Raw genomic sequence first — 22,825 nt, forward strand, 5'->3', positions numbered from 1 at the left:
GCTCGGCATTCGTTATTTATTTGAAAGATTTGAGCGGCGTTATTCATGCCGGTGAAATCGGCCGGAGCGGCCTCAGCCTTGTCTGAACATTACAAATAAGTAATAAATGCAAAAGGAAATTGAATTGAAAATTACAATAAGCCTTCGTTCGTAAAACGCCGAAACAATCCAATTACAGCGAGTAAGCTTTGCCGCCGTTGAAGCGTCTTTATGCATATGGAATGATAGCGATTCTCATTTAATCATCAGCCAGCCAACCCGTCGTCTTTGCTCCACGCAAGAGAGCGGCAGCCAGCCAATGCAGCTTCGTCAGTAATCGCATGCGCAGACATGCGAGCCGGACAAGTGCACCTTCGACGGGATTTCCATGCTCAATCACACGCCGCTTGCGACCGCGTTAGCGCTAGCTTTTGCCATTCCGTTCGCGACGCCGGCCGTCGCGCAGACCGCCGTGCAAAGCACCGCGCAGTCGTCGGCCGATAAGAACACGGCGGGCAAGACGGCCGACAACGCGACCCTGCCGACCATCGGCGTGTCGGCGCAAGCCGAGCAGCAAGACTTCCAGGCGGAAAAATCGAATGTCGGCGCGAAGACGCCCACGGCGCTGCGCGACATCCCGCAAACCGTCACGGTGATCAACAAGGATCTGTTGTCCTCGCAAGGCGCGACGTCGTTCCAGGACGCGCTGCGCAATGCGCCGGGCGTGACGATCGGCGGCGCCGAGGGCGGGCAGATCGGCAACAACATCAACCTGCGCGGCTTCACCGCGCAGAACGACATCTATCTGGACGGCTTCCGCGACCGCAACCAGTACTATCGCGACACCTTCGACCTCGAAGAACTCGAAGTGCTGTACGGCCCGTCGTCGATGCTGTTCGGCCGCGGCTCGACCGGCGGCGTGATCAACCAGGTCAGCAAGAAGGCGAACCTGAAGGACTCGGCGGAAATCAGCGAAATGGTCGGGACCGACGACCGTTACCGCAGCACCGTCGACGTGAACCATAAGCTCACCGACACCGCCGCGATCCGCCTGAACGCCTTCGGCCAAAGCCTCGGCTCGACGCGCGACGTGATGAAGAACAAGGACTACGGCATCGCGCCGGAAGTGCGTTTCGGTATCGGCACGCCGACCGAAGTAACGCTCTCCGCGCTGATCCAGCACAACGACGACATGCCCGACTACGGCGTGCAGGCGTTGAACGGCCGGCCCTCGCCGGTGCCGAAGAACACCTTCTACGGCCTGACCACCGACCGCACGATCCAGGACGTGCAGACCTTCACCGCGGCGATCAAGCACAAGTTCTCCGACTCGCTCACGCTGACCAACCAGACGCAGTTCTCGCACTCGATGACCGACGCGCGCGAAACCGCGCCGCAATCGGTGCTGACGGGGCCGCTCGCCAGCAGCACCGCGTTGGTCAACGGCAATTTCACGACCCTGTCGCCGTCGCAACTGTTCATCAAGCTGCAGAGCCACGACCGCGTGATCGAAAACCATTCGCTGTACAACGACACGATGCTCGAATACAAATTCAACACCGGTCCGGTCAAGCACGACCTGATCGCGGGTGTCGAGCTCGGTCACGACAGCTACTCGAATCAGGCATACACGCGCAACAACCTGCCGGTCGTGTCGATGCTGAACCCGGCGTATCTGTCGTCGCCGGCCGGGGTGACCACGACGGTCGGCAACTACGCGAATTCCGGCTCGAACGAAATCGCCGCGTACCTGAACGACACCGTGTCGCTCAACCAGCACTGGAAAGTGATCGGCGGTTTGCGCTGGGATCGTTTTCAGGCGCAGATCAACAACACGATCAGCTTGCCCGGCTACGCGAGCCAGACCAACTTCTTCACCAGCGTTCGTGCCGGCGTGATCTATCAGCCGACCGACTGGCAGTCGTATTACGTGTCGTACGGCACGTCGTTCGACCCGTCGCTCGAAGCATTGACTGTCACGAACCTGACGCAGAATCTCGCACCGGAGTCCACCAAGTCGTACGAAGTGGGCGGCAAGTGGGATCTGCTCGGCGGCAATCTGTCGGTGAATTCGGCGTTTTTCCGCGAGGAAATGACCAATGCGCGCACGCAGGTCTCGCCGACCGAATACGAACTCGACGGCGATATTCGCGTGGACGGTTTCCAGGCCGGGGTCACGGGTCACATCACGGACAAGTGGCAGATTTTCGGCGGCTATACGTACATGGATGCCGTCGTGCTGAAGGCGCTGGACGGCACGCAGGGTCACACGCCGGCCAACACGCCGCGCAATACGTTGACGCTGTGGACCACGTACGCGATCACGCCGCACTGGGAAATCGGCGGCGGCCCGACCTACATGTCGCCGCGCTACGCGTCGAACACGAACTATGTCGAAGTGCCGGGCTACACGCGCTGGGACGCGACCGCCGCGTACCACGCCAAGAAATACGACGTGCGTCTGAACCTGTTGAACCTGACCAACAAGCAGTACTACGACGGCCTGATCCAATCGGACGGCGGACGCTCGGTGCCGGGTATCGGCCGCACACTGCTGGCCACGTTCGACTACCGCTTCTGATGTCAGTCGAGCGGTTGCGGTAGGCTTGCCGTTTTTTTGTCGGAAACGGCAAGCCCCGCGAAAGGAAAACCACCCTATGTTGCTGCAGATTCCGAAGGTACTGAACGCCGAGCAGTTGCGCTTCGTGCGCGAGCGGCTCGACAGCGCCGGCGACGCCTGGGTCGACGGCCGTGCGACGGCCGGCTATCAGGGCGCGCCGGTCAAGCGCAATCAGCAGATCGCCGAGCATTCGCCGATTGCGCGTGAACTCGGCGACGTGATTCTGGCGGCGGTCGAACGGCATCCGCTGTTTATCAGCGCGGTGCTGCCGAATCAGGCCTACCCGCCGCTCTTCAATCGCTACGAGAGCGGCATGACCTTCGGCAGTCACGTCGACGGCGCGGTGCGGGTGTTGCCCAACGGCGTGAAACTGCGCACCGATGTGTCGGTGACGCTGTTCATCTCCGAGCCCGGCGAATACGACGGCGGCGAACTCGTGATAGAGGACACCTACGGCGTGCAGCAGGTCAAGCTGCCGGCCGGCGACATGATCGTCTATCCGGCCACCAGCCTGCATCAGGTGACGCCGGTGACGCGCGGCGCCCGGCTGGCGAGTTTCTTCTGGGTGCAAAGCCTGGTGCGCAGCGACGCCCAACGCGCGTTGCTGTTCGACATGGACACCGCGATTCAGCGTCTGAATGCCACCCACGCCGACGACGCCGCGCGCCGCAGCCTCGTCGGCTGTTATCACAATCTGTTGCGAACCTGGAGCGAAACGTGAGCGTACCCGAGGCAATCGACCTTCAACCCGTGGCGGAAATCGATACCGCCAGCCGTGCGCCGCAGCGGCTCGACGGCGGCGAACTGAAGGCCCGTCAGCAGCGCTCGCGCCGCGCCACCTTCGTCAAATGGCTGCGCAAGGTGCACGGCTGGATCGGCTTGTGGGGCGCGGCGCTGGGGCTGCTGTTCGGTACGACCGGATTTCTGCTGAACCATCGCGGCGGTCCGTTGCGCATTTCCACCGGCGAGCCGCAAGTCTCGACGATGCAGGTGCCGCTGCCGCAACCCGCGCCGGAAACGCCGCGCGAGCTGGGCAAGTGGCTCAAGCACGAGCTGAAGCTTGCCGGTACGCCGGGACGCGTGCAGAAGGAACCCGCGCATCCGGTCGCGTGGGGCGATCGCAGCGTCGAGCAGCCGGAGCACTGGCAACTCAATTTCGCGTCGCCGCATGAAAACACGTCGGCGGAATACTGGGTCGGCAATGGTTTCGTGACGGTCAAGCGCAGCGACAACACGTTCCTCGCGATGCTGACGAACCTGCACAAGGGTGTAGGCCTGAGCGTCGGCTGGGTGCTGCTGATCGATACGCTGGCGGGCAGCATCATTCTGCTGTCGTTGACCGGCGTGCTGCTGTGGACCGAGCTGAACAAGCGCAAGACCCTCGGCGCGGTGCTGGTGCTCGGCTCGATCGTCGCGGCGGTGTGCGTCGGACTGATGTAAAAATTTCCCTCCTTTCCCGGCGTGCCGCGTTTCGCGGCGCGTCGTCCCGAACCCCGCCTCGCCAACCTCGCGCCAGCCTCACGCCAGCCTCACGCCGCAAGCGGAAAATCCTCGCCTCTTCAGGCATTTACGCCCTCTCCCGACTTCCTCCCGCGCGCTGCGGCGTGCGAGAATCGCGCAAGAAGAATTGCGCCACGTTGGCGCACCGGTCCGGCATCCCGGGCACCGTTTTTGCAACGGCGCTCGCACGTTTGCGACCCACCCCGCGTCGAGGAGACTGTGTTGAAAGAGCCGGACAGCTTTACGTCGGACATGCCGTCCGCCCCTCGCAGCACGCCGCCGTTCCTATCCGGCGGCGGCGAGCTGGGTTCGCTGATTCGCGCCTACGACTGGACCCAGACCACGCTGGGCGCTCCCGAGAGCTGGCCGCAGGGGCTGAAGATCGCGATCCGCATCATGCTGACGTCGCGGCAGCCCATCTGGATCGGCTGGGGCGACGAGCTGATCTACTTTTACAACGACCCGTATAAATCGATCATCGGCGGCAAGCATCCGGTGGCGCTGGGGCAACCCACGCGGGTCGTGTGGCGCGAAATCTGGAGCGAGATCGAGCCGCTGCTGAACACGGCGATGACGGGTACCGAGGGCATCTTCGTCGAACAGCAGTTCCTCATCATGGAGCGCAACGGCTTTCCCGAGGAGGTCTATTACACCTTCTCGTACAGCCCGATTCCCGACGACGACGGCGAGCCCGGCGGCATCATCTGCGCCAATAGCGACGACACCCAGCGCGTGCTCGGCGAACGTCAACTGGCGCTGCTGAAGGAACTGGCGGCCGCGAGTCCCGACGGCCGCGACCTGCGCGAGGCGTGCGAACTGAGCGCGCGGGCGTTGCAGACCAATCCGCACGACTTGCCGTTCGCGCTGCTCTACGCGGCCGAACCCGGCAGCGACGTGGTCACGCTCGTCGGGGCGAGCGGCATCGCGCCGGACCATCCGGCGGCGCCCGCTTCGATGAACCTGAACGACAACCCCGCGTGGCCCGTCGCCGACGTGATGAGAAGCCAGATTCCGCAGACCGTGCACGGTCTGACGGAGCGGTTCGGCACGGAACTGCCGCGTGGCCCGTGGCATATCGCGCCCGGGCAGGCCGTCGTGCTGCCGGTATCGGCGGGCAGCGATACGACGCCGACGGTGGTGCTGATTGCCGGTCTGAATCCTTGCCGCCTGTTCGACGAGGCCTATCGCGGTTTTCTGAATCTGACGGCGGGGCAGATCGGCGCGGCGATCGGCTACGCCCAGGCCTATGCCGAAGAGCGGCGGCGCGCGGAAGCGCTGTCCGAAGTGGACCGCGCGAAGACCACGTTCTTCTCCAACATCAGTCATGAATTCCGCACGCCGTTGACGCTGATGCTCGGCCCGCTCGAAGAACTGCTCGCGAAACCGCGGCTGCAGACGAGCGTCGCCGACAGCGAGCCTGGCAATGGCAGCGGCATTGATGGTGACACCGACGATCGCGCGCTGATCGAAATCACGCATCGCAACGGGCTGCGTCTGCTGAAGCTGGTCAACGCGCTGCTGGACTTCTCGCGGATCGAGGCGGGGCGTATCCAGATTCACACCCAGCCTACCGACGTCGCCGCATTCACGGCCGAACTCGCGTCGCTGTTCCAGTCCGCGATCGAGGCGGCCGGCTTGAAACTGGAGGTGGAGGTTCCCGCGTCGCCGGTGGTCGTGCAGCTCGATCGCGAGATGTGGGAAAAGGTCGTGATGAATCTGCTGTCGAACGCGTACAAGTTCACGTTCTTCGGCACGATTCGCGTGACGGTGCGAGTCGTCGAGGGCGGCGCCGTCGCGATCGGTTTCAGGGACAGCGGGATCGGCATCGCCGAGGAGGAAGTGCCGCGGCTGTTCGAGCGTTTCCACCGCGTGGCGGGCGCGCCTGGCCGTTCGGTCGAAGGCAGCGGCATTGGCCTCGCGATGGTGCAGGAGCTGGTCAAGCTGCACAACGGCACGGTGCAGGTGGACAGCGTGCTGGGCGAAGGCGCGTGCTTCACGGTGATGTTGCCGCGCGGCTCGGTGCTTTCGCAGACCGAGGACGAAGCCGTGCACGCGGCGATGAGCAAACTCGCCCGCACGTATGTCGATGCCGCGCTGCGCTGGAGTCCGGAGAACGAGATCCTTACGGACTTGACCGTCAGCGATGCGCATGACGATGCAGCTGGCGGACCCGCAGAAAACGGCGAGACCGCGGTCGCCGCCGCCGCGACGCCCACGAGCGTGGCGCGTGTGCTGGTGGTCGACGACAACGCGGATCTGCGCCAGTACATGAGCCGCATTCTGCGCACGGCGGGCCACGAGGTGCAGCTCGCCGCCGACGGCCAGACCGCGCTCGACGCGGCGCGCGCGGCGCCACCCGACCTGGTGCTGTCCGACGTGATGATGCCGCGTCTCGACGGCTTCGGTCTGCTGCGCGAGTTGCGTGCCGATCCGGTGCTGCGCGATACGCCGGTGGTGATGTTGTCGGCGCGGGCGGGGGAAGAGGCGCGCGTCGGCGGAATCGAGCATGGTGCCGACGACTATCTGACCAAGCCGTTTTCCGCGCGCGAGTTGCTGGCCCGCGTGGCGGGCAATCTGCAACTCGCGCGTTTGCGGCGCGAGACGGAGATGAAGCTGCGCGAGGAATCGCGCACGCTGGAAATTCTCAATCGCATCGGCTCGACCGTGGCCGCCGAACTCGATCTGAACCGCGCGGTGCAGATCGTGACCGACGCGGCGACGGAGCTGACCGGCGCCGCCTTCGGTTCGTTCTTCTACAACGTGCTCGACGAGCAGGGCGGCAGCTACATGCTGTACACGCTGTCCGGCGTGCCGAAGGAAACCTTCTCGCAGTTTCCGATGCCGCGCAACACGGCGGTGTTCGAGCCGACCTTCAGCGGCGCGGGCATCGTGCGCGTCGACGACATTACGCAGGACCCGCGCTATGGACACAACGCGCCGCATCGCGGGATGCCGGAAGGGCATCTGAAGGTGCGCAGCTATCTGGCCGCGCCGGTGCAGTCGCGCAACGGCGAGGTGGTCGGCGGACTGTTCTTCGGTCATCCGGAACCGGGCGTGTTCACCGAGCGCGCCGAGCGCATCGTGGTCGGTATCGCCGCGCAGGCCGCCATCGCGATCGACAACGCGCGCCTGTATCAGGCCGCGCAATCGGAGATCGCCGAGCGCAGCAAGGCGCAGGATGCGCTGCGCGATCTGAACGAAACGCTGGAGCGCCGCGTGATCGAGACGGTGGCGGATCGCGACCGGCTTTGGGAGTTGAGCGAAGACCTGCTGGTGGTCGCCGATATCGAGGGCCGTCTGCAGCGGGTGAGCCCGTCGTGGACCACCTTGCTCGGTCACAACAAACAGTGGTTGCTGTCGCGCTCGTATGTCGATTTCGTGCACCCGGACGATAGGGACGTCGTCGCGGCGCACCTGGCGGAACTGCGCCGTACCGGCGTGCCGGTGCGTTACGAAAACCGTTGCAAACGAATCGACGGCACGTGGGCCTGGGTCGCGTGGACGCTTGCGCTCGATCCCGACACGGAACGTATTCATGGCGTGGGCCGTGACGTCACCGCCGACAAGGAAACCACCGAGGCGCTACGGGTTGCCGAGGAAGCGCTGCGCATGGCGCAGAAGATGGAAGCGATCGGCAAGCTCACCGGCGGCGTCGCACACGACTTCAACAACCTGCTGCAAGTGATCGGCGGCAATCTGCAACTGCTGGCGAAAGACGTCGCCGGGTCCGAGAAGGCCGAGCAACGCGTGCGCAATGCGCTGGCGGGCGTGGCGCGCGGTGCGAACCTCGCGTCGCAATTGCTGGCGTTCGGGCGGCGTCAGCCGCTCGCGCCGAAGGTCGTCAATCTCGGCCGCTTCGTGCGCGGACTCGACGACATGTTGCGCCGGGCATTGGGGGATGGCGTCGAAATCGAAACCATCGTGTCGGGCGGCTTGTGGAATACGCTCGTCGACCCGTTCCAGGTCGAGAACGCGTTGCTCAATCTGGCGATCAATGCGCGCGACGCGATGAGCGGCCACGGCCGTCTCACGATCGAAGCCGGCAACGCCGCGCTCGACGACGCCTACGCGAAGCGCAACGCCGAGGTGACGCCAGGCCAGTACGTGATGCTCGCGGTGACGGATACCGGCGCGGGCATGTCGCCGGAAGTGCGCGAGCGCGTATTCGAGCCGTTCTTCACGACGAAGTCCGAAGGGCAGGGCACGGGCTTGGGATTGAGCATGGTGTACGGCTTCGTCAAGCAGTCCGGCGGCCATGTGAAGATCTATAGCGAGGAAGGGCACGGCACGACCATCCGTATCTATCTGCCGCGCGTGCGCGAGGAAGAAGATCTCGAAACGAATGTCGATCCGGGTCCGGCCAAGGGCGGCACCGAAACCATTCTGGTCGTCGAGGATGACGAGGAAGTGCGGACCACCGTGGTGGAAATGCTGTCCGATCTCGGCTACCGCGTGCTGAAGGCGAAAGATGCGCAGAGCGCGCTGGCGATCGTCGAAAGCGGCGTGCCGATCGACCTGCTGTTCACCGACGTGGTGATGCCGGGTCCGCTGCGCAGCACCGAACTCGCGCGCAAGGCCCGCGAGCGGCTGCCCGCGATCGCGGTGCTGTTCACGTCGGGATACACCGATAACGCGATCGTGCATTCGGGACGGCTCGACGAAGGCATCGAGCTGCTCAGCAAGCCGTACACGCACGAGGCGCTGGCGCGCAAGGTCCGCTACGTGTTGCAGACGCAGAATCCCCAGGCGGCCGAAATCGCCGAGGCCGAGCAGCAGTTGTTGCAGGTCGATCCGCCGATCGCGCCGCAGGGCGCCGACAGTTTCGCCACGCCCGCCGCGACGCTGCGGATTCTGCTGGTGGAAGACGACCAGATGATCCGGGAAAGCACCGCCGATCTGCTGCGCACGTTCGACTTCGACATTCTCGAAGCCGATGGCGAGACGCAGGCCAAGCGGATTCTCAGCGAACACGCGATCGACGTGATGTTGACCGACGTGGGTCTACGCGGAAAGTCCGGTGTCGATCTGGCGCTGGAGGTGTGCGGCGAACGGCCTGACCTGCGCGTGATCTTCCTGACCGGCTACGACTTGGTGCTGACGCCGGAACAGCGCAAAGTGCTGCCTCACGCTATGCTGCTGCGCAAGCCGTACGAAGTGCTGGATCTGATCGATGCATTGAAGACGCCGCTGTAGCGGGCGTAGCCGCTGCCGCAGCATCCGCCGCGGCAGCGCGCTGTTCGATCCGTTCGACGCGGCGCCACGTAACCCAACTTTCTCCGGATCGACATGAAACACTCTCGCCGCCAATTTCTGCTGGGACTGAGCGTGGGCGTCGGCTCATCGATCGTGCTGAGCGGCACGGCGTGGGCCGACGCGGCGAACACGCTGAGCGAAACCGATCCGAAGGCGCAGGCGGTCGGCTACAAGGAAGACGCGACGAAGGTCGACAAAGCGAAATTCCCCACCTACGCGGCGGGGCAAAATTGCGGCAACTGCTCGCTGTTTCAGGGCAAGGCCACCGATGCCTACAGCGGCTGCACCTTGTTCGGCGACAAGCAGGTCGCGGCGCGCGGGTGGTGCGATTCGTATTCGACTATGTGACGAGCGGCGCGTCGCCGCCGTCGCTCATATCGCTGACGCGGCTCACGCCCGCACACGTCTACATCCCTGGACCGCCGCCGCTTTATCCCAACGCACTCAGCACCAGCTCATGCGAGCGGCCGATCCACACCGCCGCGTCGCGATGATCGCGCAACGAATCGCCGGTGTTCGGATGCAGGAACACGTCGAGCGCGCCGTGATTCAGCGTGAGCCAGCCGACCAGTTCCGCGAATTGCCCGGGCGCGAAGGCAAGTTGATACGACCATTTCGGATGCGGTCCGACCGGCCGCTCGTGAAAGCGGCCTAATTGCAGCTTGCCGTTCCAGTGCGCTTCGACTTGCTCGCGAAACGCCCAGGCGGCGTCGCGGCTGTCGGCATCGAAATAGATATGAGCGTGCCAGCTCTCTATGGCTGAGGTGTCGCGAAAGGTCATGACAGGTTCCGGGTTGAGCATCGGTCTTTATCCGACATTCATTCTGCTTCAGTTTCCGCCGACGCGCGCGGCGCGCGCCGCATGTGAAACTCCTTCTCATCCTCGCCGACGATCTCGAAGCCGAGACGATCGTACAGGCGCTTCGCGGGATTGCCCCTGAGCACCTTGAGCGTGACCGGCAGCGCGTCGGCCTGCGCCGTGCGCAGAATCGATCGCAGCACGCGTTCGCCGAGGCCGCGTCCTTGCAGCGCCGGCATGATCTGCACCTGCACGACGACCCACTCGGTGTCGCTGCGATGCGCTTTCAGCAAACCGCCAGGCGCACCGTCGATGCAAATTATCTGGGCCGCATCGAAGCGATACTGCAAACGCGCGCGGTGGGCATCGTCGTCCGCGGGTTCGCCGACGCGGTTCAGATGCGGCGTCATCGTGGCCTTGCGCAGATCGAGGAGAAACGCTTCGTCCGCGGCTGTCGCCGGACGCAGCGTGACGGTAGGTTCAGGTGTCGGCATGACGGGCAGTGAGCGGCGCGGCGGCGAGTAAGAATGGTCGTGAATTGTCGCGCGCGCAGTGCATTTTTACCAAACGGCGATGTTAGTGCTTGCCCACTTTCCGTTGCAGCAGACGTATCCGCGCGACGACCGCAGGTCCGGCGCGGCTGCGGGCGGGTGCGCGGCAGCGTGTTCGGACCCAGGCGCTGTCAGGGTTTGCGACCGGCCACACGTCTGGCTTACTTGCATCGCGCCATGTCCGCGATCTGCGGCGCAAGTGCACGAGCACTCATTGGCATGGGGTTTGCTTTTTCCCAGATCGCGCGTGGCCGCCGCATGCGGTGCGGATCGCCGGCGCATGAAGCAGCAAACCGCCGAACGAGGGCGCCAACCGGCGACCGGGGCGGTAAAGAGCATCGCAACAAGAACGGCAATAAAAACCACAAATGCTGACGACGACACCACACTCATTAGCACGCGGGGCCGACGGCGAAGCGTTCACGCTCGCCATCCACTCCTTCGCCACCGATTGCCCACACACTCGACGCGCGTCGAATGCGTCCACGCCGCCCATGGGGTAGCGTGGCTCGACCCGTTTAAAGAATCCAACGCCTGGCCGGCGTATCCATTCAGTTTTTTCCGCCGTCGTTCGTTCAGAAACGACGGTTCAAAACAGTGGTTCAAAAACAGCGCTTAAAAAACGGCGAGCGGCTTAACGAACTTTTGCGAGGTGGGCTATGGAGATGATCGAGTTTGAACCTAGCGTCTCGGCAGACGGACGTTCGGTAATTTTCCAACTGTCGACGCGCGGTCGCGATCTCGAATGCGCGGTCACGCGCGAGGCGTTGGAGCAGCATTTCTGGCTGCAGCGCGGCGCCGCCGAGGCGCGCGTGCTGAAGACCTTCGAGGATGGACGCAAGCGCATCACCGCAGTCGCCGAGAGAAAGATGCTCGCGCGGCCCGGCGAAAAAGTGCTGCTGACCATCGGCGATTTCATCGCGCGCGGTTAAGCGAATCCGCGTTTCGAACGAGCGGCGCCGATCGCGCGTCGCTCGCGCGTCGTTCGCATCGTCATTGCCGGTTTTCACCGCGCTGCGACCTGCTCCAGACGGAAGCCGTCGTTCATATTTCGCCTATACGTCCTACGAATTCGTGTCAGTTCGTGTCCGTGCGCCGATTCGTCAAATTGGCCCGCCAATTCCCCTCGCTTCGACCAATTGCATTCGCGACTTCGCGCCTAAACTGTTTTCCATGGCGCGACAAATCACCGAGCCCATCGACGCGGACTCCCCCCGCGTTGTTTTGAACCGTACCGTTGATGGCAGTGTGCCGCGGTTGTCCTACGCGGCAGGCAGTAAAGCAGCAGGTAGTCGAAGCAATGAAAAATTACGCGCTACGGGTGTTGGAAGGCGCGAATCAGCAGGGGGTTGCGGCCAGGCGTGGTAGAAGGAAGTTGAAGTGGAAGTGGAAGTTGAAGGCGAGGACCGGGCCGCAATTAAGTAGTTTTAGTCTTTCGGTAGCAAGGATTTGAGTAGCAGACGTTCAAGCCGTTCAGGCAATTGCAGTACATGCGGTACACGTATTTCTCGCAGCACAGGTAGCGCAGTACAGGTAGTACGGGTAGTACAGGCAGCAAAGGAACAAGCAGTTGGATTCAGGCAGCAAGAGTCAAAGCAGCAACCGTTTCTGCAGTAGCAGTTCGAGTAGCAACAGCATTTTCGCTTCGATGGTTAGAGGTCGGCAAGCATCCACGCGCGTGTACGACTGTTCCATCCTGTCCGGCCCTGTTCCCTCGCGGGAACAGGGTTTTTTTTCGTCGAAGCCGCGGGCGGCGACTTGCAATCCGCGTAATCGCGCCGATATGCGGACGTTGCAATCCGCGCGCGGCGGCTGGATTCGGCGAGAATGAGCCGGATCGCCGGCGAGGGCGGCGCGATGCCGCACCTCAAACACGCAGCGCGGTGTTTAAGTCTGTCTTAATTGTTGCTTGCCATGATGGCTTCACAGACTCGCATCAAGGGCCTGTCAGGCCGCCGGAACATCGGCGGCGTTTGCCACCGGAGAGCAAGAAAGTTCGGTGGCGAAGCCGAGAGTAAGTGAGGAGGTTGAACCGTTATGTCGAATAAGTCGCGAGTCCGCAAGCACCATCAGTCCGCCATGTCGCCGCTGCTGCGTGCATTGACCTTCAGCCGCACGGCGCACGAGCCGGTCACGGCGGCCATGCTGATGCAGTGCTACACCGCCCTCGACGCGTTCCGGCGCGGCCATGGCTCGCGGGATCTGCATCTGACGTTGAGCCGGCATCTGCTGGTGTCGCAGGAATTGGCGCGGCTCGGTCTTGGCGAGGAAGTGCTTGCCGACATCGAAAGCGCGCACGCGGCGATGGTGCGCCTCGACGCGATCGAACACGAGAACGACGGCTGGTCGCTCAATGACGACGACTACGCGCGTCTATGCACGGCACTGGCGATTCTCGACGGGCAATTGTCGGTGGCGTCGCTGAGCGAAATCGCGAACGCCGAAGCGCGCATGATCGAAGGCTTGATGCGGTCGGCGCAGGTGCAGGCGATTGCGGAAGCTGCGGTGTAGAAAAGCGTGCGCCGCGCACGTTGTATCGCGGCGCGCGAAACGGGTGAGCGACTCGTGCGCGAGCGGCGCATTGCGCATTGGTCGCTGGCCGGCCGCCGCGAGTTGACCACCGGTTTTTATCTAGCCCCTGGCTTCTAGCTGTCCACCTTCAGGCGCACTTCGCTTGCATCTGACCGCTCGCTCGTGATCGCTTCGATCGCCGCCACGGCATCCCGTTGTTCCTGCACACGCGCTTCCTTCTGCTCCGCCGCGGACCGCAGCATGCCCGCGATCGCATCGCTCGACACCGCGGCGCTATACAGAAAGCCTTGCCCTTCACTGCATCCGTGCTTGACGAGGAAGCCGCGCTGCTCGTCGGTCTCCACACCTTCCGCGATCACGTCGAACTTCAACGCGTCGGCGATCGCGATCACCGCGAGCGTCAGCGCTTCGCATTCCGTGCCTCGGCCGATCTCCTGCACGAACACCTTGTCGATCTTGATCCGGTCGACGCTAAAGCGTTGCAGATAGCTCAAGCTCGAATAGCCCGTGCCGAAATCGTCGATCGCGATCTTGACGCCGAGTTCGCGCAGATCGTGCAGCACGCGCGCGGCGTCGGCGGCATTGCGCATCAGCGCGCCTTCCGTCACTTCGAGTTCGAGCATGTCGGGCTGGCAACCGGCGTCCTGCAACGCCGAGCGCACCACGCCGACCAGATCGGAGCGCTCCAGTTGTACCGGCGACACGTTCACCGAGACACGGATCGGCGGCAGACCTTGCGCGCGCCACCGCGCCGCCTGCTCGCAGGCGGTCCTCAGCACCCATTCGCCGATGCCTTGAATCAGCCCGGTCTCTTCCGCAATCGGAATGAACAGCGCCGGCGAGACGACGCCGAGTTCCGCGTCGTGCCAGCGCAGCAGCGCTTCCACCCCAAAAATGCGCCCCGTCACCATGTCGATCTGCGGCTGATACGCGACCTGCAGCGATTTCGACTTCGCCGCGCGGCGCAGCCGGGTCGATAGATGCAGCCGTTCGGCGGCCGCGCGATTCAGTTCGGGACGATAGAACTGGTAGCCGTTGCGGCCGCGCGATTTCGCGAGATACATCGCCGCGTCCGCGTTGCGGATCAGCGTATCGGCATCCCCGCCGTCCTGCGGGAACGTGCTCACGCCGACGCTGGCTTCCACGTACAACTCGCGCTCGCCGCAATAGAACGGCTCCGCCATCGCGGCGATCAGGCGTTCGAGCATGGGCACCAGTTGTTCGCTGCTGGCGCGCGCGGCGACGATGATGAATTCGTCGCCGCCGTAACGCGCGACCAGATCGTTGGCGCGCACGAGCCGCTGCAGACGCTGCGCGACGCTCGCCAGCAGCGTGTCGCCGACGCGATGACCCAGCGAGTCGTTGACCTCCTTGAAGCGGTCAAGATCGAGGAACATGACCGAGACCTGGCTGCTCGAATCGGCGGCGCGCTTGATCGCTTCGGCGAGGCGCTCGTCGAGCAGCATGCGATTGGGCAGGTCGGTCAGCGCGTCGTAGCGCGCCTGGTGTTCGAGGCGCGCCTGATATTCGACCAGCGCCGTGACGTCGCTCATCACGCCCACGTGATGCGTGACCTTGCCCTGCTCGTCGCGTACTGGCGCCACCAGCACGTTGTTCCAGAACTGCTCGCCGTTCTTGCGCAAGCAGGGCAACGTGACGTTGGCCTCCGCGTGCTGCTCCAGCGCCGTGCGGATCTCGAACCATTTCTGCGGATCGCCGGCGAGCTGGAACAGCGAATCGCAGTCCGAACCCGTGACATCTTCGGACGAGTAACCGGTAATGCGTTCGAACGACGGATTCGCGAAGATCACGATGTTGCCCTCGGGCCGCACTTCCGCGATCACGATGCCGTTGATGCTCGCGTCGATCGCGCGCCCTTGCAGACGCAGTGCGAGTTCGGATTTGCGCCGCGCGGTGATGTTCTCGTAGGCGATCAGCACGCCGTCGGTGTTGCCGTGCTGGTCCTTCAGCGGCAGCTTGGTTTCGGAGATCCACACTTCCGAGCCATCCACCGCCGTGGCGGCGCGTTCGTGATGCCGCCGCGTCAGTTCGCCCGACATCACGCGCACGTCTTCGTCCCGCGCGACGTTGGCGTCGGTGCCCCACAGCAGGTCGTGATCGCTGAGGCCGATCAGCGCATCGCGTGAAGCGAGGCCCGCGTCGCGCGCATAGATCTCGTTGCCGCCGACATAGCAGTGCTTCGCGTTCTTCCACGCGATGCCTTGCGGAATATTGTCGAGCACGTATTCGAGCGTCTGCTTCGACTCGAACAGTTTGGCGCGCGACGAATCGGCAAGACGCAGCGCGGCACGCAGCCGCCGCGCGATGCGAGCATTCAGGCGCAGCAGCGCGAACAGCAGCGCCGCGGCCGTGAAGCCGCTGACGAGCAGCGCATCGGACACCCACTTCGCGTCCGACGACGATTTGCTGACGACGGAATCGAGCGCGCCGTCCGCCTCCATCCGCACATCGACGACGTGTTCGAGCACGCTATAGAAATACGCGTCGATCTCGTTGAGCGCCGGGTCGCCGAGGCTGACGCTGCCGGGCCGCTGGTTGACGCGCACCGCCAGCGTCTCGCTGCGCGCGCCCAGCTCGCGCATCATGTCGTCGAGTTCGTCGAGACGCGACAGACAGTCCTTGCGTTCGCGGCAACCGACGCGCGCGTCGTTGGTCAGATCGAGCAGCGTCGTCATGGGAAAGAAATACGGCGCGCGGTTGTAGAACGCGCGCGTGCCGATCAGCGTGTTCAACTCGCCGTGCTCGTCCAGCATGATCTGCTGCACCTGATCGAGGTCGCGTTTCAGGCGGCCCCATTCGTGCAGCGTGCCGACCGAATTCTCCTGCTCGTGCGTCTGCCGGCGCGCCAGAAACGTGTTCAGGCCGATCGCGGAGAGAATGAACATCACGACGATGCCGGTAAACACCCTGGCGGCGAGTTCGCGTTGGAATACCAGCCCCGCGAAACTGGTGGTGTCGCGCCGTTTCGACGGTCCGCTTTGTGTGCGGTTATTTTGCGGCTTTACCATGAATGGCCCCGAGTCCGTCTGTCGACGGGATAACGGCTTTTTCCGCGCGGTTCTTGAGTATTGCCAGGATTACCAAAAAATACCCGCGCAAGGTGCAACCCGGCGCGGCGGCGCCGTGACAGGCATACCGGGTTGTGTGTGCCACTCAGGCGCGCCAGATTGCCTTCAGACGCCCGAGTTCGGCGGGCCGCGTGTACGAGCGATACAGCTCGCCGACGGTGCCGAAAGCCAGCGCGGGCTTCAGGGTTGCGCCGGGTAGCGCTTCTTCCAGCCAGTCGAACGCGTTCATGTCGCGCCGGGCGGCGTGGATCGCCGCCGTGAGCGCCGATAGCGCCCGTTCCGCCGAGTGGCCGCCAAGGTCGACGAAGCAGCTCTCAAACGGATGTTTCGCCGGACTGTCGATGTGCAAGGCTGACTTTTGCATGGGCAAATCGATCTCCTACGCTGAGTGCCCATCCTGTATAGCAAGCGATTGTGACAATGCGTGACACACGACACGTCGAATCCAATCGCGTGGCCTTCCCGTATATCAGGTTGTGCCACGCAATCACGCGTGGCGTCATTGCTGGGGAACGATCATGGAAAAATCGACGTTGAAGGTGGTGTTGGCCCGTATCGCTGTCGTTTCGATCTGCGCGAGCACGGCAACGTTTGCGCAGGCCGGCGGCAACGGTAATGGCGGTAACGGCAGCGGCGGCTCGCATGGCGCGGCCACCTCCGGCATGACGTATCACAGCGAGCCGGTGACGAGCCCGTGGAGCACCGTGCCGGGCCGCATGAAGAGCGACATGAACATGAGCATGAGCAATGCCGCGATGCCCGGCATGCCGGCCGACGATATGGCGAAGATGAAGCCCGCGCAGTGAGCGCGTGTCAGAGCCGCGGCAATTCGTTTTTCATCCACTCGTGCACGGCGCGGCTCAAATCCTGTTGCGACATCTCCTGCGACGAGAACGCCGGCCCAACCACCACGCGAATGTGGCCGCGTTGGGTGGGCCAGCCTTTGGCCGGCCACACCTTGCCCGCATTCAACACGACGGGCACCGCCGGCACACCCGTCGCGCACGCGAGGCGCACGCCGCCCGAGGTCAAACGCAGCGGCGCGTCGTGCGGCACGCGCGTGCCTTCCGGAAAGATCACCACGACATCGCCCTTCGCGAGCTTCTCGGCGCTTTCCTGCGTGACGGCCTGATGTGCCTGACGCGCGGAGCCGCGATTCAGGCTGACCATGTCGAGCCCCCGCAGCACCCAGCCGAAAAACGGAATACGTAGCAGGTCTTCCTTGAAGACGAAACTCACGCGGCGCGGAAACAGCGCCATGAACGTGAGCGTTTCCCATGTCGATTCATGACGGCACAACAGGATCGCGGGCCCGGCGGGAAGATGTTCGAGGCCTTCGATCGAGCACGAGACGCCCGGCAGAAAACGCATCACGAACACCAGCGCGCGGCACCATTGTCTGGCGAGCCAGTAGCGTCCCGCGCGTCCGACGAACGGAAACAGCAGCAGGATGACGATCGAATACAGCGTTCCGCTACCGAGCAGGTAAACGATGAATAACCATTTGGTGAGAGTCGTGCGCATGGGAAGCGGAGAAAAAGGTGGGCGGTAGTGCGATTCAGCGGTGACGCGGTGAGACCGCGATGCGCGCGATACGTTCGTTTGCCGGCGTCGATGCCGTGTGGCGCGGCGTGGTGAGACTGTGTTGCAACAGTAACTGAAAAATAAAATGTCCCTTGCGAGCATTGCCGGTTTTGCCTGCTTCCGCGGCCTCTCAGGCCTCTCAAGCCTCGCGGGCATCGGAACGTTGGCTTGACCGCCAACCGGCGCGGCCGTGAAGTGTATGATTTCCCGACCGCGTCGACCGGCGAAAATCGCATGTCGATTGATTTATTCGTGTTCGCCCACATGTGCCCGATTGCTTCAACGCATTCGGCCCCGACAGACATGATCAAACCCGAATTCAACGAGCGCGACAGCGCGCGCCCCGACCTGCTGTGTCTTCTCGTCGCGATCGCGGCGGCTTCGTATGCCCTGACCAACGAATGGCGGGTGGACCACGTCGTCACGATCTGCCGTCAGTGGCTCGAGAAAAACCGCCTGACGATGAACTGGCTGGACCGCGTGCGTATCGGCCAGCTGGCGCTGAAAATCGCCAGCGAGGATCTGCTCGAAGCGGGCGTTGCGGTGCGCCTGTCCAGCGTGAATGCGCTGTTCACGAGCGAGATGGAACTCAACGAATCCAGCACGATGGTTCAACGCATGATGGCGCTTTGCAACGAGGCGCTTTAAGTACTCCACTCGCCGGGCGGTCCATCGCGGTCTCCACGCTGTCCGTCCGGCTTCACGCCGCATCTCATCGCATCTGACGTCGCGCCGCGCCGCTTTGCCTGGTTCGCTTTGCTTCGCGTTATGCGAGCTTGACCTGCGCCGGGTCGAAGCATTCCGCCAGCGCGGTCTGCACCTTGACCACCGCCGCATCGCGCAACGCGTTGATGCGCCAGCCCACTTCGATCGGATACTCGGGCAGCGCCAGCGGGCAAGGCAACAGCAAGAGTCCCGTCATGCCCGCGATCGCATGCGCCGCGTGCGTCGGAATGGTGGCGACGGCCTCGGTGCCTTTCAGCAGATAAGGCAGTGCCGCGAAGTGCGTGGTGGATGCCGCCACGCGCCGTTTGCGTCCTGCCGCCGCCAGCATCTCGTCGACGATCCCCACCACGCCGCCCGACGACACGAGGATGTGATCGCGCGCCGCGAAGTCGTCGAGCGAAAGGTGCGGTGGGTGGCGCGGGTCGTGCGGGCTACGGCCGTGCAGGCTGTCCGGGTCGACGAGACAGGCGTAGCGGCCCTTGCCCAGCACTTGCCGCCCCAAACCCCGCAACGAGAAACCGCCCGCGGCGATCGCGAGGTCCATTTCCTGATTGGCCAGCGCGTCGGTGACGATCTGGCTGTGGGTCTGGCGAAAGATCACGCGCAACCCGGGCGCGCGCTTCGCCATCAGCGCCATCAGCTTGCGGCCGATCGCCAGCTCGAAATCGTCGGACATGCCGATCGCCACCGCGCGGCCTGAAAAATCCGCCGGATTCGGCGCTGCAATCGCGAGACTCTGGCGGAATTTATCGAGCGCTTCGCTGACGAGCGGTTTCAGTTCGCTCGCGCGCGAGATCGGCGTGAGCCCTCGGCCCGTGCGGACGAACATCTGGTCGGCATAGAGCGCGCGCAGCCTGCGCAGCGCCGCGCTGACGGCCGATTGCGTCATATCCAGCCGGATCGCCGCGCGGCTCGCGCCGCCTTCCTCGTACAGCGCCTCGAAGATTTTCAGCAGATTCAGATCGACGTCCGAGATATCACTGCGATTCATATCGGAAAGTTAGAGATAGCGTTCCATTCATTTTATGGTGGACGCAAGATTCCGCACATCGACACCTTCACTCCCCCTCACTTTTTTCAGGTTGAACGTCATGTCCAGATCGAAAGTCGCCGCGCTGCAAATCGGATCGTCGCCCGAGGGCAAACAGCAGACGCTGGAGCACATCCTGTCCTACGAGACGGCAATCCGCGAATCGGGCGCGGCGGTCGTGGTGATGCCCGAGGCGCTGCTGGGCGGTTATCCGAAGGGTGAGATCTTCGGTACGCGGCTGGGATATCGCCTCCCCGAGGGGCGCGAAGCGTTTGCGTCGTACTTCCAGAACGCGATCGACGTGCCCGGCCCCGAGACCGACGAACTCGCCGCGTTGTCCGCGCGCTGCGGCGCGTCGATCGTGATCGGCGCGATCGAACGCGCGGGTTACACGCTTTACTGCACCGCGCTGTTCTTCGACCCGCAGGCGGGTCTCGTCGCGAAGCACCGCAAGCTGATGCCGACCGGCACCGAGCGCCTGATCTGGGGACAAGGCGATGGCTCGACGCTGCCCATCGTCGAGACGCGCGCGGGGCGCATCGGCGCGGCGGTGTGCTGGGAAAACCACATGCCGTTGCTGCGGACCGCGATGTACGCGAAGGGCGTGCAGATCTGGTGCGCGCCGACCGTCGATGAACGCGAAATCTGGCAGTGCTCGATGCGCCATATCGCGCACGAGGGGCGCTGCTTCGTGATCAGCGCGTGTCAGGTGCAGCCGTCGCCGAACGAGTTGGGGATCAGCGTGCCGGGCTGGGACGACAACCGCCGGTTGATCAACGGCGGCAGCGTGATCGTTGGCCCGCTCGGCGACGTGCTCGCGGGGCCGTTACGCGGCGAGAGCGGCTTGCTGGTCGCGGAGATCGACACCGGCGAGCTGATCCGCGCGCGGTACGACTTCGATGTGGTGGGGCACTATGCGCGGCCCGATGTGTTCTCGCTTAACGTCGACGAACGCGCGAAGCGGCCGGTGGCGTTTTCCAGCGACGCGGCGGGCGCGGATGCGTGAATCGACGGCGCGCGCCGACGCCAATAAAAAACGCCCCTCGCGGGGCGTCGCGACATCGTCGCAAGTCGTTACGTTAAGACGTCAGTCGTTGTACTTCGTGATGTCGAAATAGCTGACGCCGTTCTGATAGCCGCTCAACTGCACGAGCCGCGAATTGCCCGGCACCAGCGGCGCGAACTGGCAATTCACGCAGGTCAGCGTGCCGGCCGAATTGACGCCTGCGCTGACGGTGGTCTGATATTGACCGAACGTGGTGTTGTTCGGGAAGCCGACCGAGAAGCCATCGACTTCGAACGGTCCAGCGGCGGCCATGCCCGAGGTCTGAATCTGCACCGACGTGACCGGATACGCGAGATTCTTGCCGTTGATCAGGCTCGACCACGTGACGCTCATCGCGTATTGCGAGCCGGCCAGCGTGCCGGTCGGCGTCAGGAATTGCGTCGCGAAGTCCGGCAGCAGCGAGGGCCACGGTACCACGCTGCCCGCCGCGGCGTTCAGCGGACTGCCGGTATTGACCACCGACGACTGGCCCAGCTGCGCGCCGTTACTATCGTAGAACGTCACCGTGTAGGAGGCGTAAAGCGGGACCGTGCTCGCATCGACGGCTTGCGGTGCGTAATAGCCGGTCGAAGCCGGCGGCGTGAAGCTCGCCGTCGACGACAGCGATTGCCACGACCAGCGGTACAGCGTGGTATTGCTGTTGGTCGTCGCGGGCGCGACCGGCGCGGCGCTCAGCGGCGTGTCCGACAGTCCGAGCGTGCTGGCGCCCACCGCATTGCGCGCCAGCAGCCACACCGGCGCGGCGAGACCCGGCCCGGAGACGGAAGCCGAATACACCGGCGGATTCGTCGTCTGCGGAATCGAGATGGTCAGCCCGGCTTCGTAGCGATTGACGTCGGCGAGGCGCGCATCGAGGAAGGTGTGGCGCGAGAGCTGCGAGGTTATCGTCGCCGCGAATTGCGACTGGTTGCCGATCAGGTCCCAGCCGAGTTGCGTGCCGTTGGGCAGCGTGACCGGCGTCGCGCGTTGCTGCGCGAAGCTGTACAGAATACCGGCGTCGATGCCGTTCGCGAGCGTGAACGGCAGTTGCACCAGCGCTACCTGCTTGCCGTTGCGCGTGAGGAAGGCCAAGGTTTTCGGCGAGCCGAACACCGCGCCGACGAACGTCGCGTCAGTCAGGCCATGCGCGACGGCGAGATCGGTCGAACCGTTTTCCAGGTAGGCCGGGTCGATGGCCGGCGAGCAGGCCGTGTTGAGTACGCCCGACGCCGCGCAGGTGGTGAGCAGCGACGCCAGCGGTTCCAGATAATTCGCGGGAGCGGGCGGCGCGACGAAGGTGGTCGATGCGCCGGTCTGCCTGTTCAGCGGCACGACGGTGCCCGGCGCCGCGGTCGAGATCAGCGACAGGCCGCCGTTCGGCCCGTTGATCAGCGCGAGCGCGTCGATCACTGCGTCCGCGCCGGTGTGGTTCGGCGTGAAGGCCGTGCCGATCGGATCGTAGCCTGCCGTCTGCACGCCGTTCTGCGTGAGGATGTTCGCGAGCATCGTGTCCAGCGCGATGGTCGCGATCTGCACCGAGGGCAACGTGACCTTGGCCAACGCCGAGTTGGCGAGCAGGTCGAGCGGGTTGCCGGACGCGGTCAGCATCGCGGCGATCGCGGTGGTCAGCGTGGTCACGTTGGCAATGACCGGCGCTGCGCCGCTCGGCTGTTTGGCCAGCACCGTCACGAGCGGTGTGGCGAGCCCGGTGGCATCCGTCGCGACGATCAGGAACGGCGCGGTCATGCCCTTCACCGGGATCGTGTACGCGCCCTGGGCGCCGCTGGTCGTGGTGGCCGTCGCGCCGGTCGCATCGGTCAGCGTGACGCTCGCGCCGACCAGCGGGCTGCCGGACGCCACCGTGCCGCTGACCGAGCCCGCGGCGGCCACCTGGCCGCTCGATGTCGCCGCCGCGCCGGAGCCGCTGCCGCCGCATCCGCCGAGCTGGAAAAAGACCACGGCCACGGCCGCCGCGACGGCGGTACGCACTGACGATCGATACATGAAATTCCCCGATGCCTGGATTATTGATGTGTGGTGTTCAAGCGGGCCAACCGACGATTCGCGATGGCTTGCGATGACTGGCGATTATTAACGGCCCTTGAAAGTGAACGGCA

At 64.1% G+C, this 22,825-nt stretch carries 17 protein-coding genes; 10 read left to right on the forward strand and 7 right to left on the reverse strand.

The window, feature by feature from the left end:
- The first annotated feature begins 367 nt into the window (after window positions 1–367).
- The 5 genes from LFL96_RS27930 (at window position 368) to LFL96_RS27950 (ending at window position 9,700) form a co-directional block, all read left to right on the forward strand.
- Window positions 368–2,560 carry a TonB-dependent siderophore receptor gene (locus LFL96_RS27930; RefSeq protein WP_281001134.1) on the forward strand — a complete coding sequence of 731 codons (2,193 nt, stop codon included), beginning with the start codon at window positions 368–370 and terminating at the stop codon, window positions 2,558–2,560.
- A 76-nt stretch (window positions 2,561–2,636) separates the two neighbouring features.
- Window positions 2,637–3,320, forward strand: a complete 684-nt coding sequence (locus LFL96_RS27935; protein WP_281001135.1) for a Fe2+-dependent dioxygenase — start codon at window positions 2,637–2,639, stop codon at window positions 3,318–3,320.
- On the forward strand, window positions 3,317–4,039 hold the full coding sequence (locus LFL96_RS27940) for a PepSY-associated TM helix domain-containing protein (RefSeq protein ID WP_281001136.1): 723 nt from the start codon (window positions 3,317–3,319) through the stop codon (window positions 4,037–4,039). The genes LFL96_RS27935 and LFL96_RS27940 overlap by 4 nt, the downstream gene beginning before the upstream one ends.
- A 312-nt stretch (window positions 4,040–4,351) precedes the next feature.
- Entirely contained in the window at window positions 4,352–9,292 is a 4,941-nt protein-coding gene (locus LFL96_RS27945; RefSeq protein WP_281003878.1) for a response regulator, read from the forward strand.
- Between the two features lie 93 nt (window positions 9,293–9,385).
- Window positions 9,386–9,700, forward strand: a complete 315-nt coding sequence (locus LFL96_RS27950; RefSeq protein WP_281001137.1) for a high-potential iron-sulfur protein — start codon at window positions 9,386–9,388, stop codon at window positions 9,698–9,700.
- 82 nt (window positions 9,701–9,782) lie between these two features.
- On the opposite strand, the gene LFL96_RS27955 is transcribed toward LFL96_RS27950, so the two are convergent.
- Complete coding sequence (locus LFL96_RS27955) at window positions 9,783–10,133, reverse strand: DOPA 4,5-dioxygenase family protein (RefSeq protein ID WP_281001138.1); 351 nt, start codon at window positions 10,131–10,133, stop codon at window positions 9,783–9,785.
- A gap of 38 nt (window positions 10,134–10,171) precedes the next feature.
- On the reverse strand, window positions 10,172–10,645 hold the full coding sequence (locus LFL96_RS27960; protein WP_281001139.1) for a GNAT family N-acetyltransferase: 474 nt from the start codon (window positions 10,643–10,645) through the stop codon (window positions 10,172–10,174).
- A 716-nt stretch (window positions 10,646–11,361) separates the two neighbouring features.
- Here LFL96_RS27960 and LFL96_RS27965 point away from each other — a divergent pair.
- Both LFL96_RS27965 and LFL96_RS27970 read left to right on the forward strand, forming a co-directional pair.
- Entirely contained in the window at window positions 11,362–11,634 is a 273-nt protein-coding gene (locus LFL96_RS27965; RefSeq protein ID WP_281001140.1) for a DUF1488 domain-containing protein, read from the forward strand.
- A gap of 1,105 nt (window positions 11,635–12,739) precedes the next feature.
- Window positions 12,740–13,213 (forward strand): hypothetical protein, encoded by a 474-nt coding sequence (locus LFL96_RS27970; RefSeq protein WP_281001141.1) that lies wholly within the window; start codon window positions 12,740–12,742, stop codon window positions 13,211–13,213.
- A gap of 134 nt (window positions 13,214–13,347) precedes the next feature.
- On the opposite strand, the gene LFL96_RS27975 is transcribed toward LFL96_RS27970, so the two are convergent.
- Window positions 13,348–16,263, reverse strand: coding sequence for an EAL domain-containing protein (locus LFL96_RS27975; protein WP_281001142.1), 2,916 nt, complete (start codon window positions 16,261–16,263; stop codon window positions 13,348–13,350).
- A 145-nt stretch (window positions 16,264–16,408) separates the two neighbouring features.
- Window positions 16,409–16,687 (reverse strand): hypothetical protein, encoded by a 279-nt coding sequence (locus LFL96_RS27980; protein ID WP_281001143.1) that lies wholly within the window; start codon window positions 16,685–16,687, stop codon window positions 16,409–16,411.
- Between the two features lie 154 nt (window positions 16,688–16,841).
- Here LFL96_RS27980 and LFL96_RS27985 point away from each other — a divergent pair, with 154 nt between their 5' ends.
- Complete coding sequence (locus tag LFL96_RS27985) at window positions 16,842–17,129, forward strand: hypothetical protein (protein ID WP_281001144.1); 288 nt, start codon at window positions 16,842–16,844, stop codon at window positions 17,127–17,129.
- Between the two features lie 7 nt (window positions 17,130–17,136).
- On the opposite strand, the gene LFL96_RS27990 is transcribed toward LFL96_RS27985, so the two are convergent.
- Entirely contained in the window at window positions 17,137–17,847 is a 711-nt protein-coding gene (locus LFL96_RS27990) for a lysophospholipid acyltransferase family protein (RefSeq protein ID WP_281001145.1), read from the reverse strand.
- 363 nt (window positions 17,848–18,210) lie between these two features.
- Here LFL96_RS27990 and LFL96_RS27995 point away from each other — a divergent pair, with 363 nt between their 5' ends.
- On the forward strand, window positions 18,211–18,555 hold the full coding sequence (locus LFL96_RS27995) for a hypothetical protein (RefSeq protein ID WP_348638448.1): 345 nt from the start codon (window positions 18,211–18,213) through the stop codon (window positions 18,553–18,555).
- Window positions 18,556–18,673: 118 nt separating this feature from the next.
- Here the strand turns inward: LFL96_RS27995 and LFL96_RS28000 are convergent, their stop codons facing one another.
- Entirely contained in the window at window positions 18,674–19,624 is a 951-nt protein-coding gene (locus LFL96_RS28000) for a LysR substrate-binding domain-containing protein (protein WP_281001147.1), read from the reverse strand.
- Between the two features lie 100 nt (window positions 19,625–19,724).
- Between LFL96_RS28000 and LFL96_RS28005 the strand changes: the two genes are divergently transcribed.
- A complete protein-coding gene (locus LFL96_RS28005; protein WP_281001148.1) occupies window positions 19,725–20,669 on the forward strand; it encodes a carbon-nitrogen hydrolase family protein in 945 nt (314 codons plus the stop codon).
- Between the two features lie 81 nt (window positions 20,670–20,750).
- On the opposite strand, the gene LFL96_RS28010 is transcribed toward LFL96_RS28005, so the two are convergent.
- Entirely contained in the window at window positions 20,751–22,712 is a 1,962-nt protein-coding gene (locus tag LFL96_RS28010; RefSeq protein WP_281001149.1) for a hypothetical protein, read from the reverse strand.
- Between the last annotated feature and the right edge of the window lie 113 nt (window positions 22,713–22,825).

Source organism: Paraburkholderia sp. D15, from assembly GCF_029910215.1.
Lineage (GTDB): Bacteria > Pseudomonadota > Gammaproteobacteria > Burkholderiales > Burkholderiaceae > Paraburkholderia.